At 51.2% G+C, this 16,595-nt stretch carries 14 protein-coding genes and 1 riboswitch; of the genes, 10 read left to right on the top strand and 4 right to left on the bottom strand.

What is annotated here, in order from left to right; all coding sequences use genetic code 11:
* Position 1: 1 nt before the first annotated feature.
* Positions 2–118: riboswitch (TPP riboswitch) on the bottom strand.
* A gap of 125 nt (positions 119–243) precedes the next feature.
* Together B067_RS0101075 and B067_RS0101080 are read left to right on the top strand one after the other, a co-directional pair.
* Positions 244–1,446, top strand: coding sequence for a cyclic di-GMP phosphodiesterase (locus B067_RS0101075; RefSeq protein ID WP_240472817.1), 1,203 nt, complete (start codon positions 244–246; stop codon positions 1,444–1,446).
* Between the two features lie 202 nt (positions 1,447–1,648).
* Positions 1,649–3,994 carry a Tex family protein gene (locus tag B067_RS0101080; protein WP_019528195.1) on the top strand — a complete coding sequence of 782 codons (2,346 nt, stop codon included), beginning with the start codon at positions 1,649–1,651 and terminating at the stop codon, positions 3,992–3,994.
* Positions 3,995–5,049: 1,055 nt separating this feature from the next.
* Here the strand turns inward: B067_RS0101080 and B067_RS21105 are convergent.
* The 4 genes from B067_RS21105 to B067_RS0101100 form a co-directional block, all read right to left on the bottom strand.
* Positions 5,050–5,628: a YajG family lipoprotein gene (locus tag B067_RS21105; protein ID WP_019528196.1), complete on the bottom strand. Its 579-nt coding sequence runs from the start codon at positions 5,626–5,628 to the stop codon at positions 5,050–5,052.
* An 11-nt stretch (positions 5,629–5,639) separates the two neighbouring features.
* On the bottom strand, positions 5,640–6,602 hold the full coding sequence (locus B067_RS0101090) for a DUF2333 family protein (RefSeq protein ID WP_240472824.1): 963 nt from the start codon (positions 6,600–6,602) through the stop codon (positions 5,640–5,642).
* Positions 6,603–6,675: 73 nt separating this feature from the next.
* Positions 6,676–7,125, bottom strand: a complete 450-nt coding sequence (locus tag B067_RS0101095) for a copper chaperone PCu(A)C (protein ID WP_026244330.1) — start codon at positions 7,123–7,125, stop codon at positions 6,676–6,678.
* Positions 7,126–7,140: 15 nt separating this feature from the next.
* On the bottom strand, positions 7,141–7,851 hold the full coding sequence (locus B067_RS0101100) for a hypothetical protein (RefSeq protein ID WP_020700262.1): 711 nt from the start codon (positions 7,849–7,851) through the stop codon (positions 7,141–7,143).
* Between the two features lie 105 nt (positions 7,852–7,956).
* Here B067_RS0101100 and B067_RS0101105 point away from each other — a divergent pair, with 105 nt between their 5' ends.
* From B067_RS0101105 to fis, 8 genes are all read left to right on the top strand, one after another.
* Positions 7,957–9,702: a protein-disulfide reductase DsbD family protein gene (locus B067_RS0101105; protein WP_019528200.1), complete on the top strand. Its 1,746-nt coding sequence runs from the start codon at positions 7,957–7,959 to the stop codon at positions 9,700–9,702.
* A gap of 354 nt (positions 9,703–10,056) precedes the next feature.
* Positions 10,057–10,491: a type II 3-dehydroquinate dehydratase gene (aroQ, locus tag B067_RS0101110; RefSeq protein ID WP_019528201.1), complete on the top strand. Its 435-nt coding sequence runs from the start codon at positions 10,057–10,059 to the stop codon at positions 10,489–10,491.
* A gap of 56 nt (positions 10,492–10,547) precedes the next feature.
* Positions 10,548–11,000, top strand: a complete 453-nt coding sequence (gene accB / locus B067_RS0101115; RefSeq protein ID WP_019528202.1) for an acetyl-CoA carboxylase biotin carboxyl carrier protein — start codon at positions 10,548–10,550, stop codon at positions 10,998–11,000.
* A 38-nt stretch (positions 11,001–11,038) separates the two neighbouring features.
* The gene (gene accC, locus B067_RS0101120) at positions 11,039–12,382 is read left to right on the top strand and encodes an acetyl-CoA carboxylase biotin carboxylase subunit (protein WP_019528203.1); all 1,344 of its coding nucleotides are present in this window, start codon (positions 11,039–11,041) and stop codon (positions 12,380–12,382) included.
* A 153-nt stretch (positions 12,383–12,535) separates the two neighbouring features.
* Positions 12,536–13,420, top strand: a complete 885-nt coding sequence (gene prmA, locus B067_RS0101125) for a 50S ribosomal protein L11 methyltransferase (RefSeq protein ID WP_019528204.1) — start codon at positions 12,536–12,538, stop codon at positions 13,418–13,420.
* A gap of 175 nt (positions 13,421–13,595) precedes the next feature.
* Complete coding sequence (locus tag B067_RS0101130; RefSeq protein ID WP_083921333.1) at positions 13,596–14,954, top strand: DUF3426 domain-containing protein; 1,359 nt, start codon at positions 13,596–13,598, stop codon at positions 14,952–14,954.
* A gap of 218 nt (positions 14,955–15,172) precedes the next feature.
* The gene (gene dusB / locus B067_RS0101135) at positions 15,173–16,174 is read left to right on the top strand and encodes a tRNA dihydrouridine synthase DusB (RefSeq protein WP_019528206.1); all 1,002 of its coding nucleotides are present in this window, start codon (positions 15,173–15,175) and stop codon (positions 16,172–16,174) included.
* Complete coding sequence (gene fis, locus B067_RS0101140; protein ID WP_019528207.1) at positions 16,171–16,509, top strand: DNA-binding transcriptional regulator Fis; 339 nt, start codon at positions 16,171–16,173, stop codon at positions 16,507–16,509. The genes dusB and fis overlap by 4 nt, the downstream gene beginning before the upstream one ends.
* The last annotated feature ends 86 nt before the right edge of the window (positions 16,510–16,595 follow it).

A 16,595-nucleotide genomic window follows, 5' to 3' on the forward strand; every position in this document is an offset into this window, starting at 1 on the left:
GCCACTGCTTACTTCCCATCCCTACGCCGGTATTAACCGGATCAGGTTCAAGGGGTTCGTAAACGTCTCAGGCCAACTTTTAACTCGTGATCAAAAAAGGCCACCCCCAGGGTGTAGTGCTGAGCAAGTAACAGTTGGTACCAGCCGCAGCGCGAGCTATTATAGCCTAATAGTTTTAAAAGCAAAGATTTACCGCTGCTTGCCGATACATAATTCACCCCCTTGCACCTACGGAGATACAGATTGTCTGTTAGACCCAGCCAAATACAACGCTTAAATGTACGCGATTTACAAATGGGCATGAGCGTCGTGGAGCTAGACCGGCCTTGGCTAGAGTCGCCCTTTACCGTACACGGTTTTAAAATCAAAACCCAACGCGAGCTCAGCCAACTGCAAGCGCTGTGTCGCTACGTTTATGTGGTCAATAAAAAGCCTAGGCCTATAGATCCGGTAGGCAAGCAGCTGGTACGCCATAAATACCGTAACACCCTCACCTTTGAACACGCCCTGCCCCAAGCCAAAAGCGCGCACCGGCAAGCCAAAAGTATTATTAAAGGGTTTTTTAAAAATATGCGCGCGGGCCGCAGCTTTGACGCCACCGTCGCCAAAAAAGCGGTGCAGCAATGTGTGGCTGCGGTTATTGCCAACCAAGAGGCCATGATTTGGCTGGGGCTATTAAAAGAGGTGGATGAATACACCGCCGAGCACAGCCTCAATGTCGCCGTATACGCCATTACCCTAGGCAGGGCCGAAGGCTTATCACCTGCCGATTTAGAAATATTGGGGCTGTGCGGCATGCTGCACGATATAGGCAAGGCCAAGGTGCCACTGGATGTATTAAATAAAGAGGGCGCACTTAGCGACACCGAATTTGCCCTACTCAAAAAACACACCAGCCATGGCCATGACATGTTAATGAGCAAACATGACATACCGGAAATTGCCGCCGAGGTTGCCCACAGCCATCACGAGCGCCTCAACGGCCGCGGCTACCCACGGCAGCTGCACGGCGATAAAATCTCCTATTTCAGCCGCATCGTCGCTATCGCCGACGCCTACGATGCCATTACCAGCAAACGCATATACAGCCCCGCCAAAACCGCCCTAGAGGGCCTGCGCATATTATTAGGCGCACAGGGCAGTCATTTTGATGCCAACTTAGTCAACAAATTTATCGCCACTCTGGGCATATACCCCGCCGGCAGCGTAGCTGAACTCAGCACTGGCGAAGCCGCCTTGGTCATGCCCACACCTCAAGCCAACAATGACAAACCACGCGTATTAGTGATACGCGACAGCGACAAGCAACCCTGCCCCAAGCGCCAGCTAGACCTAAGCCAAAACCCCAAAGACGATAACGGCGAGGTCATTACCATTAGGCACCTACTCTCCAACGGCTCATTTGGCATAGACTTGGCGCATTATCACGACAAGATTACGGAATAAGCTGACCTTGTCAGCAGCTACAAGCAGCAAGCCTCAAGCTATAAGCCAACCCTCTTGAAGCTTGAAGCTTGCAGCTTGCCACTTATAGCTGCCCCTTCCCCCTAGCACTTTTTTTTTACCGCAACAAGCTGCCCAGCGCCCTATGAATTCTGCATAATGCGCCTTTATTCTCCATGCCTAATAACAGAGCGTCAGTATCCTCATGAGCAGTATTTTTCAACGTATCTCTGCAGAACTATCCATACAGCCCCAGCAAGTTAGCGCCGCCGTAGGCCTGTTAGATGAAGGTGCCACGGTGCCTTTTATCTCCCGTTACCGTAAAGAAGTTACCGGAGGCCTAGATGATAGCCAAATGCGTAACCTGGAAGAGCGCCTGCGCTACCTGCGCGAAATGGAAGACCGGCGCGCAGCCATATTGAAAAGCATAGAGGAACAGGGCAAGCTCAGCCCTGAGTTAGCCAGCGACATTCATGCTGCCGACACCAAAAACCGCTTAGAAGATTTATACCTACCCTATAAAAAGAAGCGCCGCACCAAAGGCCAAATCGCCATAGAGTCGGGCCTAGAGCCGCTAGCCGAGGCACTGCTAGCCAATCCCACCCTAGCTCCCGAAGTGGAAGCCGCTAACTATATAGACGCCGATAAAGGCGTAGCCGATATTAAATCCGCTTTAGATGGCGCCAAGTACATATTAATGGAACGCTTCAGCGAAGACGCCAACCTCATCAGCCAATTGCGTAGCTACCTGTGGGAATTCGGCACCATGAGCAGCCGCATGAACGAAGGTAAGGAGCAGGAAGGCGAGAAATTCCGCGATTACTTTGAGCACGACGAGCCCATCAAACAAGTACCCTCGCATCGCGCCCTAGCTATGTTCCGCGGCCGCAATGAAGGCATGCTGAATTTAAACATCGTGGTGGGCGACCCTAAAGAGGCCGCTAATGCAAAAACCGCCACCCACCCCTGTGAAGTCATGGTCGCCAAACACTGGACCATAGAAGATCACGATCGCGCCGCCGACAAATGGCTGCGCGAAGTGGTGCGCTGGACGTGGCGCATTAAGCTCTACACCCATTTAGAAACCGATTTAATGGGGCAGGTTCGTGAGAGTGCCGAAGAAGAGGCCATCAAAGTATTTGCCAACAACCTAAAAGACTTATTACTGGCAGCACCGGCTGGCGCTAAAGCCACTATAGGCCTAGACCCTGGCCTGCGCACCGGCGTTAAGGTGGCCGTAGTCGACGCCACCGGCAAAGTGCTAGACCACACCGCCATCTACCCCACCCCGCCACAAAATAAAATTGCCGCATCCGCCGCCGTGCTGATTAAATTTGCCGAAAAGTACAACGTGGAATTAATCGCCATAGGCAACGGCACCGCCAGCCGCGAAACCGATGCCTTTGTCGGTGATATTATTAAAGCGCGCCCCGATTTGGGCCTGAAAAAAGTCATCGTCAATGAAGCGGGTGCCTCCATTTATTCCGCCTCTGAATTTGCCTCTAAAGAATTCCCCGACCTAGACGTGACCATACGCGGCGCCATTTCTATTGCTAGACGCCTACAAGACCCTCTAGCCGAATTGGTAAAAATCGAGCCTAAAGCCATAGGTGTAGGCCAATACCAACACGATGTTTCACAAACCCAACTGGCCCGCTCACTGGACGTGGTAATAGAAGATTGTGTAAACGCGGTAGGGGTAGATATTAACACCGCCTCCAGCCCACTGCTAAGCAGAGTATCCGGCTTAAGCAGTAGCCAGGCCAATAAAATAGTTGATTACCGCGACGCCCACGGCGCGTTTACCAAGCGGGAAGATTTAAAAAATATTAAAGGCTTTGGTGACAAGGCCTTTGAACAAGCCGCCGGGTTTTTACGTATTATGAACGGCGACAACCCACTAGATGCCTCAGCGGTACACCCCGAGTCATACAGCGTGGTTGAAAAAATTGTGTCGCAACATAATATGCCCGTTAAAAACATTATGGGTGACAACCAATTCTTAAAAAGCCTAGATCCAAGCCAATTTACCGACGAAACATTTGGCCTACCCACAGTCACCGATATTATCAGCGAGTTAGCTAAGCCCGGTCGCGACCCGCGCCCTGAATTTAAAACCGCCGAACTCAAAGCCGGCATAGAAAAAATCTCTGACCTCAAGCCCGATATGATTTTGGAAGGCACCATCACCAACGTCACCAACTTTGGCGCCTTTGTGGATGTAGGCGTACACCAAGATGGCCTAGTGCATATTTCGGCACTGTCTGACACCTTTATTAAAGACCCGCGCGAAGTGGTGAAAGCCGGCGACATAGTTAAAGTAAAAGTGATGGAAGTGGACGTACAGCGCAAACGCATAGCCATGAGCATGCGCCTAACCGACAAGGCCGGTGAAGATAACCGCGCCGATAGAGGTAGCCAGCAAGATCGCAGCGGCGCCAACGTGAAAGCCCAGCGCCAGCAGCAACAAAAACAACAGCAAGCCCCCAGCAACAGCACCTTGGCCGACCTATTTAAAAACGCCAAAGTGAAACAGGGCAAGCGTTTATAATATAATCGTCAAAAACTGCAGCAACAAACTGGATAGCTTAACGATGATCAAGCTCTTACTTAGGTAAGGGCTTTTTTATTGCCTAAGAAATTTGGTTTGAACTTTACAGTTTACTTGCATCGATGACTGAGCCGGATACCGCCGCTACATGGTCTGGCCCCTCCCCCCTTTACCTAAAAAACGCCCGCGTCCGCTACTGAGCCTTAAGGCGCTGCGCTGTCTCATCCGCTACCACGGCCAGCCCTTTTATATTCCGCGACAGCATCCGACCCACCCCTCTAGCATCGTGCGTGTTTTATTTTCACACAAAGAATATGCACCGTGATGTCACTGCGATAGGCAGGTAATGACGCAAGGTTATTGCGGAATATAAAAGATGAGCGCTGAAGGAACGAATGAGACCGGCAGCTTTCCCCGCAGGGGTGCCGGGCTCAGGCGAGAGTGAAGGCAGCCCGGAGGGCCGCCATCATGCAGCAATGACCTTGGGCCATTACCGGGTTAAAAAACCATACCCAGACCAACAGATAACCTCTTGTTTTCGGTTTTTAACGACGAGGGACGACTTGGGCCAATACAATGGTTTACTAACACCGAGGGCCGAGCCGGATACTGCCGCTACATGGTCTGGCCCCTCCCCCCCTTTACCTAAAAAGACGCCCGCGTCCGCTACTGAGCCTTAAACCGCTGCGCTGTCTCATCCGCTACCACGGCCAGCCCTTTTATATTCCGCGACAGCATCCGACCCACCCCTCTAGCATCGTGCGTGTTTTATTTTCACACAAAGAATATGCACTGTGACGCCACTGCGATAGGCAGGTAATGGCGCAAGGTTATTGCGGAATATAAAAGATGAGCGCTGAGGGAACGCCTGAGACCGCCTTGCTTTCCCCGCAGGGGAAGACTGGCTTAGGCGAGAGTGAAGGCAGCCCTCCCCCCCCTGCAGGACAGCGCCGCCATCATGAAGTAATAGCCTTGCGCCATTACCGAGTAAAAACTTTTAACTTAAAAACAAACCATCTAGCGACTAGCGACTAGCGACTTCCAACTAGCGACTGTTAGCTGTTACTCAAAAACGCCTTCACTTTAGGGTCATTCAAGGCACGTTGCAACGTTTGCGACAACACCTTATTAATTAATTTTTCATTAGTCGCCGCGGTAGGCTTAATCACTAACTGTTGGCTAATCGCGCTTTTATAAACACCGCTATGGTTTTTTTCAGCTACGTTAATTTCAACACGTAACACCGCTAATAAATTCACTTTTGCAGTCACAGTATCTTTATCGTTTTCATACGTTAGCGTATCAACGATAACCTTAACTGTGGCCGCTGGCGGCTGATCACTATCCACCGAAAAACCTTGCTGGCGCAAACCCGCTTTCGCCGCCTTTACCATCGCTTCGCCAACATCATTAGCCGGGGTAATTAAACTAGTACCGGGGTAAGCACCACCACGACTACCTATAGCTTTATTGCTACGCTGATCTTCAGCCAACACTGCCACAATGCGACCCTGGCCATAAATATCATCAGCCACCTCTAGCTCAGGCTGTATCATTACTTGTTGTGGGCTATAAGCACAAGCTGCCATAGCGGCTGCAGCGATGACTAGTAGTAATTTTTTTACACTTAACATTGTTATACCTTTTAACCGTTGGTTAATAATTCACGCAATTCAATAATAGAAGCATTGGCCCGTGAAATATACGAGGCCATTACCAAGGAGTGGTTGGCTAATAAACCAAAGCCATCACCATTTAATATCATGGGGCTATACACAGCGTCTTGGGTACTCTCTAGCTCGCGTATAATTTGCTGCAAGCTCACTCGTGCATTCTTCTTCGCTAACACATCAGCAAAATCTATTTCTACCGCTTTTAAAAATTGAATTAATGCCCAGCTGGTACCACGCGCCTCGTAAAACACATCATCAATTTTTAGCCAAGGGGTTTTAATTTCCATCTCTTCTGGGCCAACGAGATATTGCTTAGCATCTGTGGAACCCGCCAAATCGGTATTTAACCGGCGCTTGCCGACACTGGCACTTAAGCGCTGCGACAAACTACCCAAACGTGACTCTACGGTTTGCAGCCAATAATTCAAGTTATCAGTGCGGGCATAAAACTTTGCCGCGGACTGACTTTGGCTTTGTAAACTGGCCAAATATTTTTCTAACTGTTTGATGCCGTTGCGATACTCGGATTCCGAAGCGGGCACCGCCCAACTATTATTGGAGAAATTCAAACTGGGCTCAGCCTTAGCCAAAGACCTATTTTCAGTCGACTGGGTTTGCGAACGACTGAAACTTTCACGCATAGCCTTGGCTAAATCGCGCACCTGTATCAACACCCCATATTCCCAGTTGGGAATATTATCCAACCATACACCAGGCGGCAGAATGTCATTAGAAATAAAGCCACCGGGCTTAGACAGCAAGGTATCAGCAACACGAATTAAACTTTCGGTAGTGGCCGTACCCACTACGGCACTGGCCGCTCTCTGGCTAGGTAAACCCTCAGGCTCTGATGACCAAAAAAAGCCCATCACTAGCGCAGCCAATAAATAAAGCGCCAACAGTAGCGGCGCAAAACGCCACAGGCCTTCGCCCATACCCTCCAGCGCCCGCTCTTTTTGTTCTTGATAATACTCTTTAACACCCTGCCAATTCATAATTTACCCTAACTTAATGGTGATGCTGATGCGTTTGTTCCGGCTCATTGAGCACACTGCGCACACTGAGTGTGGCGGTAGCTTGCGTGCCGTCACTGAGACTAAAGCGCAAGGCCACAGACTCGCCCTCAGGCAACGGCCGGCGCAAACCTAATAACATTAGATGATGGCCACCGGGCTGCAGTTGTACACGCTCTGCCGCGGCTATAGGCAAACGTTCTAGTTGCTCCATGTGCACCATGCCGTTGTGCTGGCGACTGGTATGTAGCTCTACTTTATCGGCGGCTTCTGAGCTAATCGCTACAATGGTTAGCGGCAACCTACCGGTATTGTGTAAGGTCATAAACGCTGCGGTATTAGGCTGGCCGGGAGGCAAACCGCGCACATAGCCTTGCTCTATGATTAATTCCGCCTGCGCCCAAGTCGTCAACAAACACAGGCAGGCACTCATTATTATGCGCATATTACATTCCATAGTTTAACCATCAGCCGCCGCCGATAACGTCATATCAATCAGCACAATTTTAGGCACGCTGCCCAACTGAATATTGCCCCGCAAGCGGTAACCGGCTACCGACTCGCGCATGTGTTTATAAATCCAGCGCCCTTCCCTATCGGACCTAGCTACAATCAATAAGCGCGAAGACAGTTTTTTTGCGCGTAAGGCCAATTCCGTTAGCTGCGCCTTCACCTGGGTATTTTGTTGCGATAGATCATGCGGCGACAGGGTAAATTCATTCTTCGCCGCCTTAGGGGCAGGGTAACGCTGCTTAATCGCTGCCGCCTCTGCCGGCGATACCGACACCTGCTGCGCCCGCTCCAGCATTAACTCCGCCTTCGCCCTATCCCCTTCTATATAAGCCTCTTGCGCCAAGGCCACATAAGCCTGGCCAATTTGCCGCATACCTTGATGCGCTTGCGGGTGCTGACTATCTAAAGCCAACGCCTGCTGAAACCACTGATAGGCGTTATCATCCTTAGGCCATAATAAACGCTGGGCAGCTACGGCCTGCTGGCCCTGCAATAAATAGTAGCGCAAGCGTCGCTGGTCCGACTCAGGTAATGCGCTGGTGGCTGAGGATTGCGCGACTGCCTTGTTTGGAAATCCAGCCGCCACGACTAACAGCTGAGCAAGCATAAGTACGACTAGCGCACTGTTTTTGGCCTGCCGGGGTGAAACTTTGAGCACGATAGCCTGCCTCAATAAAAATTACTATACAATAAACCCTTAATAGATAAGGCTTGTCACCATAACGGGTAAGCCACCATCATAAAACAGCGCAGCGGGTGTTTCATGCTTTTTAAACTTTTCTTTGCCTTTAGCCTTAGTCTTTTCGGCTTAATCAGCCAGTGCTTTAGCCAATTCGATGAAGCTCCCACCTTCCTACCGGTAGAAGAAGCCTACCAGCTCAGTGGCTTTTTTAATCAAGATCACAGCTTGGAGCTACACTGGCAAATTGCGCCCAACTACTACCTTTATAAGCACAGCTTTACATTCACCTTAAACGCAAGCCCGTTAACTAAAGAGGGCAGCCAAAACACACTCCCCATTAAAGCCGATATAGAGGCTGGCCTAGCCAAACAGGACGAGTATTTTGGTGACGTAGAGGTGTACTACCATAGCAGCGCGGTCACACTTACCGATATACCCAAAACGGGCGAGTACCAACTCACCGTCACCAGCCAAGGTTGCGCCGATGCCGGCCTATGCTACCCACCGCGCAAACAACTGTTTGCCATTAATGCCGACCAACAAAGCCTGACTGAAATAATTGCGGCAGATATCAGCAGCGCCGCTAACAGTGCCACCAGCAACAACAACGTTGCCGACGGTAATAATCCTGCACCCAGCTCGCTGCTTTACGCCTTGCTGCTAGCCATAATGGGCGGCGCCATTTTGAACTTAATGCCCTGCGTCTTTCCGGTGCTGAGCTTGAAAATTTTGAGCTTTACCCAAGATAAAGATCACAATCACTCTCTGCACGGCATTAGCTACAGCGTCGGGGTGGTGGTCAGCTTCGTCGCTGTCGCCGCTACATTAATTGGCCTGCAAGCCGCCGGCCAGGCCATAGGCTGGGGCTTTCAATTACAAAGTCCCTGGTTTGTCGCCGCCCTGGCCTATCTATTTTTTGTCATGGGCCTAAGCCTTTCGGGCGCCATAGAGCTGGGCCAAAGCTGGATGGGCCTAGGCAACAAACTGGCGGCTAAGCAAGGTTATAGCGGCAGCTTTTTTACCGGCGTACTGGCCACCGTGGTCGCCAGCCCCTGCACCGCCCCTTTTATGGGCACCGCACTGGGTTACGCCATCACCCAAGATGCCGCAACGGCTCTACTGGTGTTTGCCGCCCTAGGCCTAGGCATGGCACTGCCGGTACTCATTATGGCCCACAGCCCACGGCTGCTTAACAAACTACCCAAACCCGGCCCTTGGATGGAACAGCTAAAGCAGTTTTTAGCCTTCCCACTATATGCGACTACCCTGTGGCTATGCTGGGTAATAGGCAAACAAACCGGCGTTAATGGCATGCTGCTGATTTTAATCGGCTGCCTACTTATCGCCCTAGCTTTGTGGCTATGGCAACAGCACTGGCTACGCAAAACACTGAGCCTAGCCTGCTTGGCCACCGCCCTATGGTTAATTAGCAATCCGCTACTAACCCCCAGCAGCGAACAAACCAGCGATAAAGCGTGGCAAGCTTACAGCCCCGAGCTGCTGAGCACACTGCGCCAACAACAGCAGCTGATTTTCGTCAACCTCACCGCCGACTGGTGCATTACCTGCCTAGCCAACGAGAAGATCACCCTAGACACCGACGAAGTAAAAGCAGGCTTTCTCGCCCATAAGGTGCGCTACCTCAAAGGCGACTGGACCAACCACGACCCCGCCATCAGCGCACTGCTACAACAGCACGGCCGCACGGGGATACCGCTGTATTTGCTGTACCCAGCCACGGCTGATAGCTCGGCCATTGTTCTGCCGCAAATATTGAGCAAGTCGATGCTACTGGAAAAAATCGCCCAATTTAGTAACAAAAACTAACCAATACACGAAAAAAACAAAAGTTCCTGCAAGTTAGCGTCACTTTTCTAGATTATAGCAACAAAGTTCGCGAAATAGCCTGATATCCCATTAATGACCCGTTATTGTGACGACATTTGCCGCGAACGTGTCCAGAAAAAATAAGGCCAAAAGGCCAAAAATAGTCGATCTTGCAGTTAAAATCTGCAAAATTGTCGCTAAATGCATTGAAGTTAACAAATGTTGGACTACATTATTCTTTTAAGGCAGAATCCCCACTGTCTTAAATTTAAGCACTCTTAACATTTAAGCCCCGCTTGCCCAAAGCCGGCCCAGACCCGCTCAGCAAGCACAGAGAAAAATATCGAGAACCGTATGGCATCACTATTAGTTTTACACGGCCCCAATCTTAATCTGCTAGGCAGCCGCGAGCCCGAGGTTTATGGCTCAGCCACGCTAGACGACATCAACCGCGAACTCACGGATGCGGCACTGGCTAGCGGCCATCACCTGCTAGCCATGCAGAGCAATGCCGAATACGAACTCATTGATCGCATACATACCGCCAAGCAAGAAGGGATTAACTTCATTATTTTTAACCCCGGCGCCTTCACCCATACCAGCGTAGCCCTGCGCGACGCTTTACTGGCTGTGGATATCCCGTTTATTGAAGTACATCTCTCCAATATTTATAAGCGTGAGGCTTTTAGGCATCACTCGTATTTTTCAGATATAGCCGAGGGCGTGATTTGCGGCCTAGGCACACATAGCTATTTACTGGCCTTCCAGGCGGCACTGAGCAAACTGTAACGCTCACGTCACCTTAAGCCCTCCACACTAACAACACAGCGAATAGAGAGCCCCCCATGGATATACGCAAAGTTAAGAAACTGATCGAATTATTAGAAGAATCCAATATCGATGAAATAGAAATAAAAGAAGGCGAAGAGTCGGTACGTATCAGCCGCAATGGCGCCGCGTCTGCACCTATGGCGTACGCTCACGCCCCCATGCCAGCCCCAGTTGCCCCGGCACCCGTAGCGGCAGCCCCCATCGCTGAACCCGCCGCCGCGCCAGCACCCGCAGGCCACTTGGTAAAATCACCTATGGTAGGCACGTTTTACGCCGCCGCCTCACCCGGCTCACCTAACTTTGTGGAAGTAGGTAAGTCAGTGAAAGTGGGCGATGTCATATGCATTATCGAAGCAATGAAGATGATGAACCAAATCGAAGCCGATAAGGCCGGTATTATTGAAGCCGTTCTGGTTGAAGACGGTCAGCCCGTTGAGTTTGATCAACCGCTGGTTACCATCGTCTAGCCACCATGCAACCGCTTCAACTAAATTAGGTACATCCCATGTTTGAAAAAATAGTCATCGCCAACCGCGGCGAAATTGCGCTACGCATATTGCGCGCCTGTAAAGAGATGGGTATTAAAACCGTCGCTGTACACTCACAGGCCGACAAAGATTTAAAACACGTACGCCTAGCCGATGAGTCTGTCTGCATAGGCCCGGCACCGTCGGCATTAAGCTACTTAAACATACCGGCTATCATCAGCGCCGCCGAAGTCACTGACGCCAACGCCATACACCCCGGCTATGGGTTTTTAGCTGAAAACGCTGATTTTGCCGAACAAGTTCAAAAAAGTGGCTTCACTTTTATCGGTCCAGATCCCGATGTCATACGCGAGATGGGCGATAAAGTCGCCGCTATCAAAGCCATGCAAAAAGCCGGTGTACCCACCGTGCCAGGCTCTAACGGTCCTCTACCCCAGGACGACAGCGAGCGCTGCATGGCCATAGCCCGTGACATCGGCTACCCCATTATCATTAAAGCTGCCGCCGGTGGTGGTGGCCGCGGTATGCGCGTAGTGCATACCGAAGCCGCTTTAATGAATTCCATACACGTAACCCGCTCAGAAGCTGGCGCGGCCTTTGGCGACGCCACGGTTTACATGGAGAAGTTTTTACAAAACCCTCGCCACGTAGAAGTACAAATACTCTCTGACGGCCAAGGCAACGCCATACACTTATATGATCGCGACTGCTCTTTACAGCGTCGCCATCAAAAAGTGCTAGAAGAAGCTCCCGCCCCCGGCATTAATGAAGAGGCCAGACAAGCCACTTATGCAGCTTGTATCAAAGCCTGTATAGACATTAAATATCGCGGCGCCGGCACCTTCGAGTTTTTATATGAAGATGGCCGCTTCTACTTTATAGAAATGAACACCCGCATACAGGTTGAGCACCCCGTATCAGAAATGATTACCGGCATAGACTTAATCAAAGAGCAAATCAAAGTTTGCGCAGGCATCCCTTTAGCTATTAAGCAAGCGGATGTGCCCCTACGCGGCCACTCCTTTGAATGCCGCATCAACGCTGAAGACCCGAAAACCTTTATGCCCTGCCCTGGCACCGTCACCATGTACCACCCACCTGGCGGCCTAGGCGTAAGAGTAGACTCACACTTGTACTCTGGCTACACAGTCCCCCCCACCTATGACTCTATGATCGCCAAGGTGATTACCTGGGGGGAAGATAGGGAAGCAGCCCTTGCTCGCATGCGCAGCGCGCTGGATGAAATGGTGATTGAAGGCATACGTACCAACATTGCCTTGCAACAAGATTTAGTGCGGGACTCGGCCTTTATCAAAGGTGGTGTTAATATCCACTATTTAGAGAAGAAGCTAGGCCTCTAACGACCAGCTCTTGTTTAAAAACGCCTCTATTGAGGCGTTTTTTATGTTCAGGATGAACGGTATGCCACGGTCGCATGGCGACCCAAAGCACTCGTTTCACTCATGGCGCCAGCTTTGCAAAGAGCGGCGAACCCACCGTATTAAGGAACGCTCATGTCTTGGCTACAAATTCGCGTACAGTGCCAACGCTCACAGGCCGAAAAGATAGAAGACGCTATACTGGCAGCCGGTGCCGCCTCGGTCACTATGGAAGACGATGCCGACCAACCTATACTAGAGCCCGGCGTAGGCGAGACCCCATTGTGGGATAACATCAAAGTCACCGGGCTATTTAGCGCCGACACCGACACCACCCAAGCCACACTGATTGCCACCGCCGCGCTGGGTAACTCGCTACCGCCTTACCGCTGGGAAATTCTGGAAGACAAAGACTGGGAACGCGCCTGGATGGATACCTACCACCCCATGCGCTTTGGCGAAAACCTGTGGATATGCCCCAGCTGGCTAGAACCCCCTGAGCCCGAAGCCACCAATATTATGCTAGACCCAGGACTAGCCTTTGGCACCGGCACCCACCCCACCACCGCCCTGTGCCTAGAATGGCTAGATAGCGCCGACGTCAAAGACAAGGTGATTATAGATTACGGCTGCGGCTCTGGCATATTAGGCATAGCTGCCCTATTACTAGGCGCTAAAAAAGTCATCGCTGTGGATAACGATCCGCAGGCCTTGATCGCCACCCTGGACAATGCCCAGAACAACCACATCAAACCCAAGCGCATAAGCACTTACTTACCCGAAGACACCCCCAATATCAAAGCCGACATAGTACTAGCCAATATCTTAGCCGGCCCCTTAACCGAACTGGCGGCAACCCTCAGCCAACACTGCCTAGCCGGTGGCGACATCGTGCTGTCGGGCTTATTGGATGTACAAGCCGAGGACCTCAGCCAGCACTACCAGCAATGGTTCGTCATGCAACCGGCCGTCAACCAAGAAGGCTGGATGCGACTAAGCGGCAAACGCAAAGCCACATAAGCTTGGATTCACTTCACAAACACAGCATAAGTCCTCGTTTTTTCTGAAAAAACAGATACACTTATTGGCAGTTATTAACCATAATCCTACGGCTGTTATTGGCTACAATAACAGCCGTAAACCCAAGGTGCTGGCCAACCAGCCCCCCTAGCCAAGCCATAGTAAGGAAGCCCATATGTCCAGTAGGGTTACACAATGCCCTAAATGTCAGACCTCGTTTCGAGTGACTGACGCCCAACTCGACATTGCCAACGGCGCCGTGCGCTGTGGCTCCTGCTTACATATTTTTAATGCCCCTGATCATTGGCTGGGCGAAACCAGCGCCCCGCTAGCTGCAAGCTACCAACACAGCCCACAGGAACCACCACCCTCACCCGACGATAGCTTTGACGACCTAGACGACGATGATGATTTTTTAATTGGCGACGACCTAGACACAGACCAACTCTTCGCCGATGACGACGAGGCAGAAAACCTAGCTGAAGCAGCCGAAGCTAAAGAAGAGGATGACGGCGACGAACTTATCTTTGACGACACCAGCCAACAAAACCTGCTGGAAACCAACGATGACGAGCTTTTTAGCGAACAAACTTTTGACCTAGAGACCAACCTCAGTGACAGCTTTCTCGACATGGATAGCTGGGAGTCCAGCCCCTCCGCGGTTTTTAAAGATCTAAATGATGGCGATGAAGACGAAGACGATGGCGACGACTGGGCCGAAAAACTACTAGAAGAGGCTGAAAACGAGCCCGCCCCAGAACCCAAGCCCGCCTTTGACCTACACCCCGATATGCTAGAAGAAAGCATCGCATCAGTGGATGGCCCAGAACTAGATCCCGATCTAGTAGCCCTGCTTAATGAGGCGCCAGAAAACGACTACGACCTACACTCGCAGTCACTCACTGGCGAACACAGCGCCATCAGCCAACAAGTTTTAGCCTCCGAGCATGACTTTAACGCCGGTGACCGCATAGGCACAGCCAATGCCTACAACAAGCCCTTACTATCCAACATAGAGCCCGAGCCAGTAGAAATGGCTGGCGGCACTACCAGCAAAAGTGGTTACCGCTGGCTATGGCGAGCGGCCATACTGCTGGCCGCACTGGGCTTACCCGCACAATATATACACTACAACTTTGACAGCCTGTCACGCGACAGCCAATACCGACCCTTGTTTAAATCCCTGTGCCAGCTCAGCGGATGCAAACTACCCACGCTGTATGACATAGGACTAATACGCTCCAGCAATCTGATGGTACGCAGTCATCCCAGCGCTGAAAACGCCTTAGTGGTAGACGCCATGATGACCAACTTGGCCAACTTTCAGCAACCCTTCCCCCTGTTAGAGCTACAGTTTACCGACATAGACGGCCAGATTATTGCCGGCCGCCGCTTTACCCCCAGCGACTACCTCGCCGGCGAGCTTACCGGCAGCACCCGCATGCCCGCCAAGCAACCCATACACATCTCTTTGGCGATTATCGACCCCGGCTCGGCTGCGGTGAACTACCAATTACGCTTTTTACCGCAATAAGCCCTCCGCCCAATACCATACTATTGGGCAAATTACCGCAAAAAAATTGTATAAAAGTTGCACTATAAAGCTTTAACCTCACGCTGCTTAGCATTATCATAGCGCCCTCTTTTTGGCAGGCCCTAACCGGCCGCAAATGATTAGCGCGACGCGACTCTGGCCCCTAACAACGCCACAATACAGCGCCGCAACACTAGCTCGGAACAGCCCCTAAACCCATGTTGCAAATCGGCCACTATCAATTGGACAGCCGCGTTGTGTTAGCCCCTATGGCTGGCGTAACCGACAGACCCTTTCGCCAAATGTGTAAGCAGTATGGCGTGGGTTTGGCCGTGTCCGAGATGGTTACCAGTGATAGCTCGCTATGGCATAGCCGCAAATCACAACATCGGCTCAACCACGAAGGCGAGCAAGGGTTACGTTCAATACAAATAGCCGGTGGCGATGCCGCCATGATGGCACAGGCAGCCAAACTCAATGCCGCCATGGGCGCCCAGATCATAGACATCAATATGGGCTGCCCCGCTAAAAAAGTCTGCAAAAAAGCCGCGGGCTCGGCATTGATGAAAGACGAGGCCCTGGTTAGTGAGATTTTACAGGCCGTGGTCGCCGCCGTAGATATACCGGTGACCCTAAAAATACGCACAGGCTGGTCGCCAGAACAACGCAATGGCGTCAGTATCGCCCGCATAGCCGAAGATCACGGCATTGCGGCCCTAGCCGTGCACGGCCGCACCCGCGCCTGCGCCTTTAACGGCGAAGCCGAGTACGACACCATCGCGGCTATTAAAGCGGCGGTAAATATACCGATTATTGCTAATGGCGACATAGATACGCCCGCCAAGGCCAAGCAAGTCATAGCACACACCGGCGCAGATGCCGTTATGGTAGGCCGCGCAGCCCAAGGAAGGCCGTGGATTTGTCATCAGATAGATCAATATTTGTGCAACGATGTTATAGTAGCCGCTCCCAACCAGCAGCAAGTGCGACTAACTCTACTACAACATATGGACGCGCTATACGCCTTTTACGGCGAATTTATGGGAGTTAAAATAGCCCGCAAACATGTGGGCTGGTACTTAAAAGAACACACCAATAACGGCAGTTTCAAAAAGCTCTTCAATCAGTTAGACAGCGCCCATGACCAGCGTCTGGCTATTACTGACTTGCTAAGTAGCGATTTGATAGTGTCGTTGAACACAAAGGAAAAAGCAGCATGAACCCAAGTGACTCAACTTTCGGCAACATTACTCCAGCACCTGCGGCCGAGGCAGTCTCAAGCATAGATCAACAAAAGCAACACTTGACCCACGCACCTGTTGCGCAGGCTCAAACGTTACGCGACAGCGTAGCCATTGCTTTAAATAATTATTTTTCACATCTAGATGGCCAAGACGTTACCGACGTATACGACATGGTACTGTCAGAAGTTGAAGCCCCATTATTAGAAGAAGTAATGAAGTACACCCGCAACAACCAAACCAAAACATCACAATTGTTAGGTTTAAACCGCGGCACTTTACGCAAAAAGTTAAAGCAGTACGGCTTACTATAAGCCCTGCTAATCAAGGCCAGAGCTTATCGGTCATATGCTCTGGCCTTTTTTATTGCAGCCCCTTAGTTCTACACGCCCTAACCTTT

The sequence above is a fragment of the Dasania marina DSM 21967 genome (assembly GCF_000373485.1).
In the GTDB taxonomy this organism is placed as follows: domain Bacteria; phylum Pseudomonadota; class Gammaproteobacteria; order Pseudomonadales; family Dasaniaceae; genus Dasania; species Dasania marina.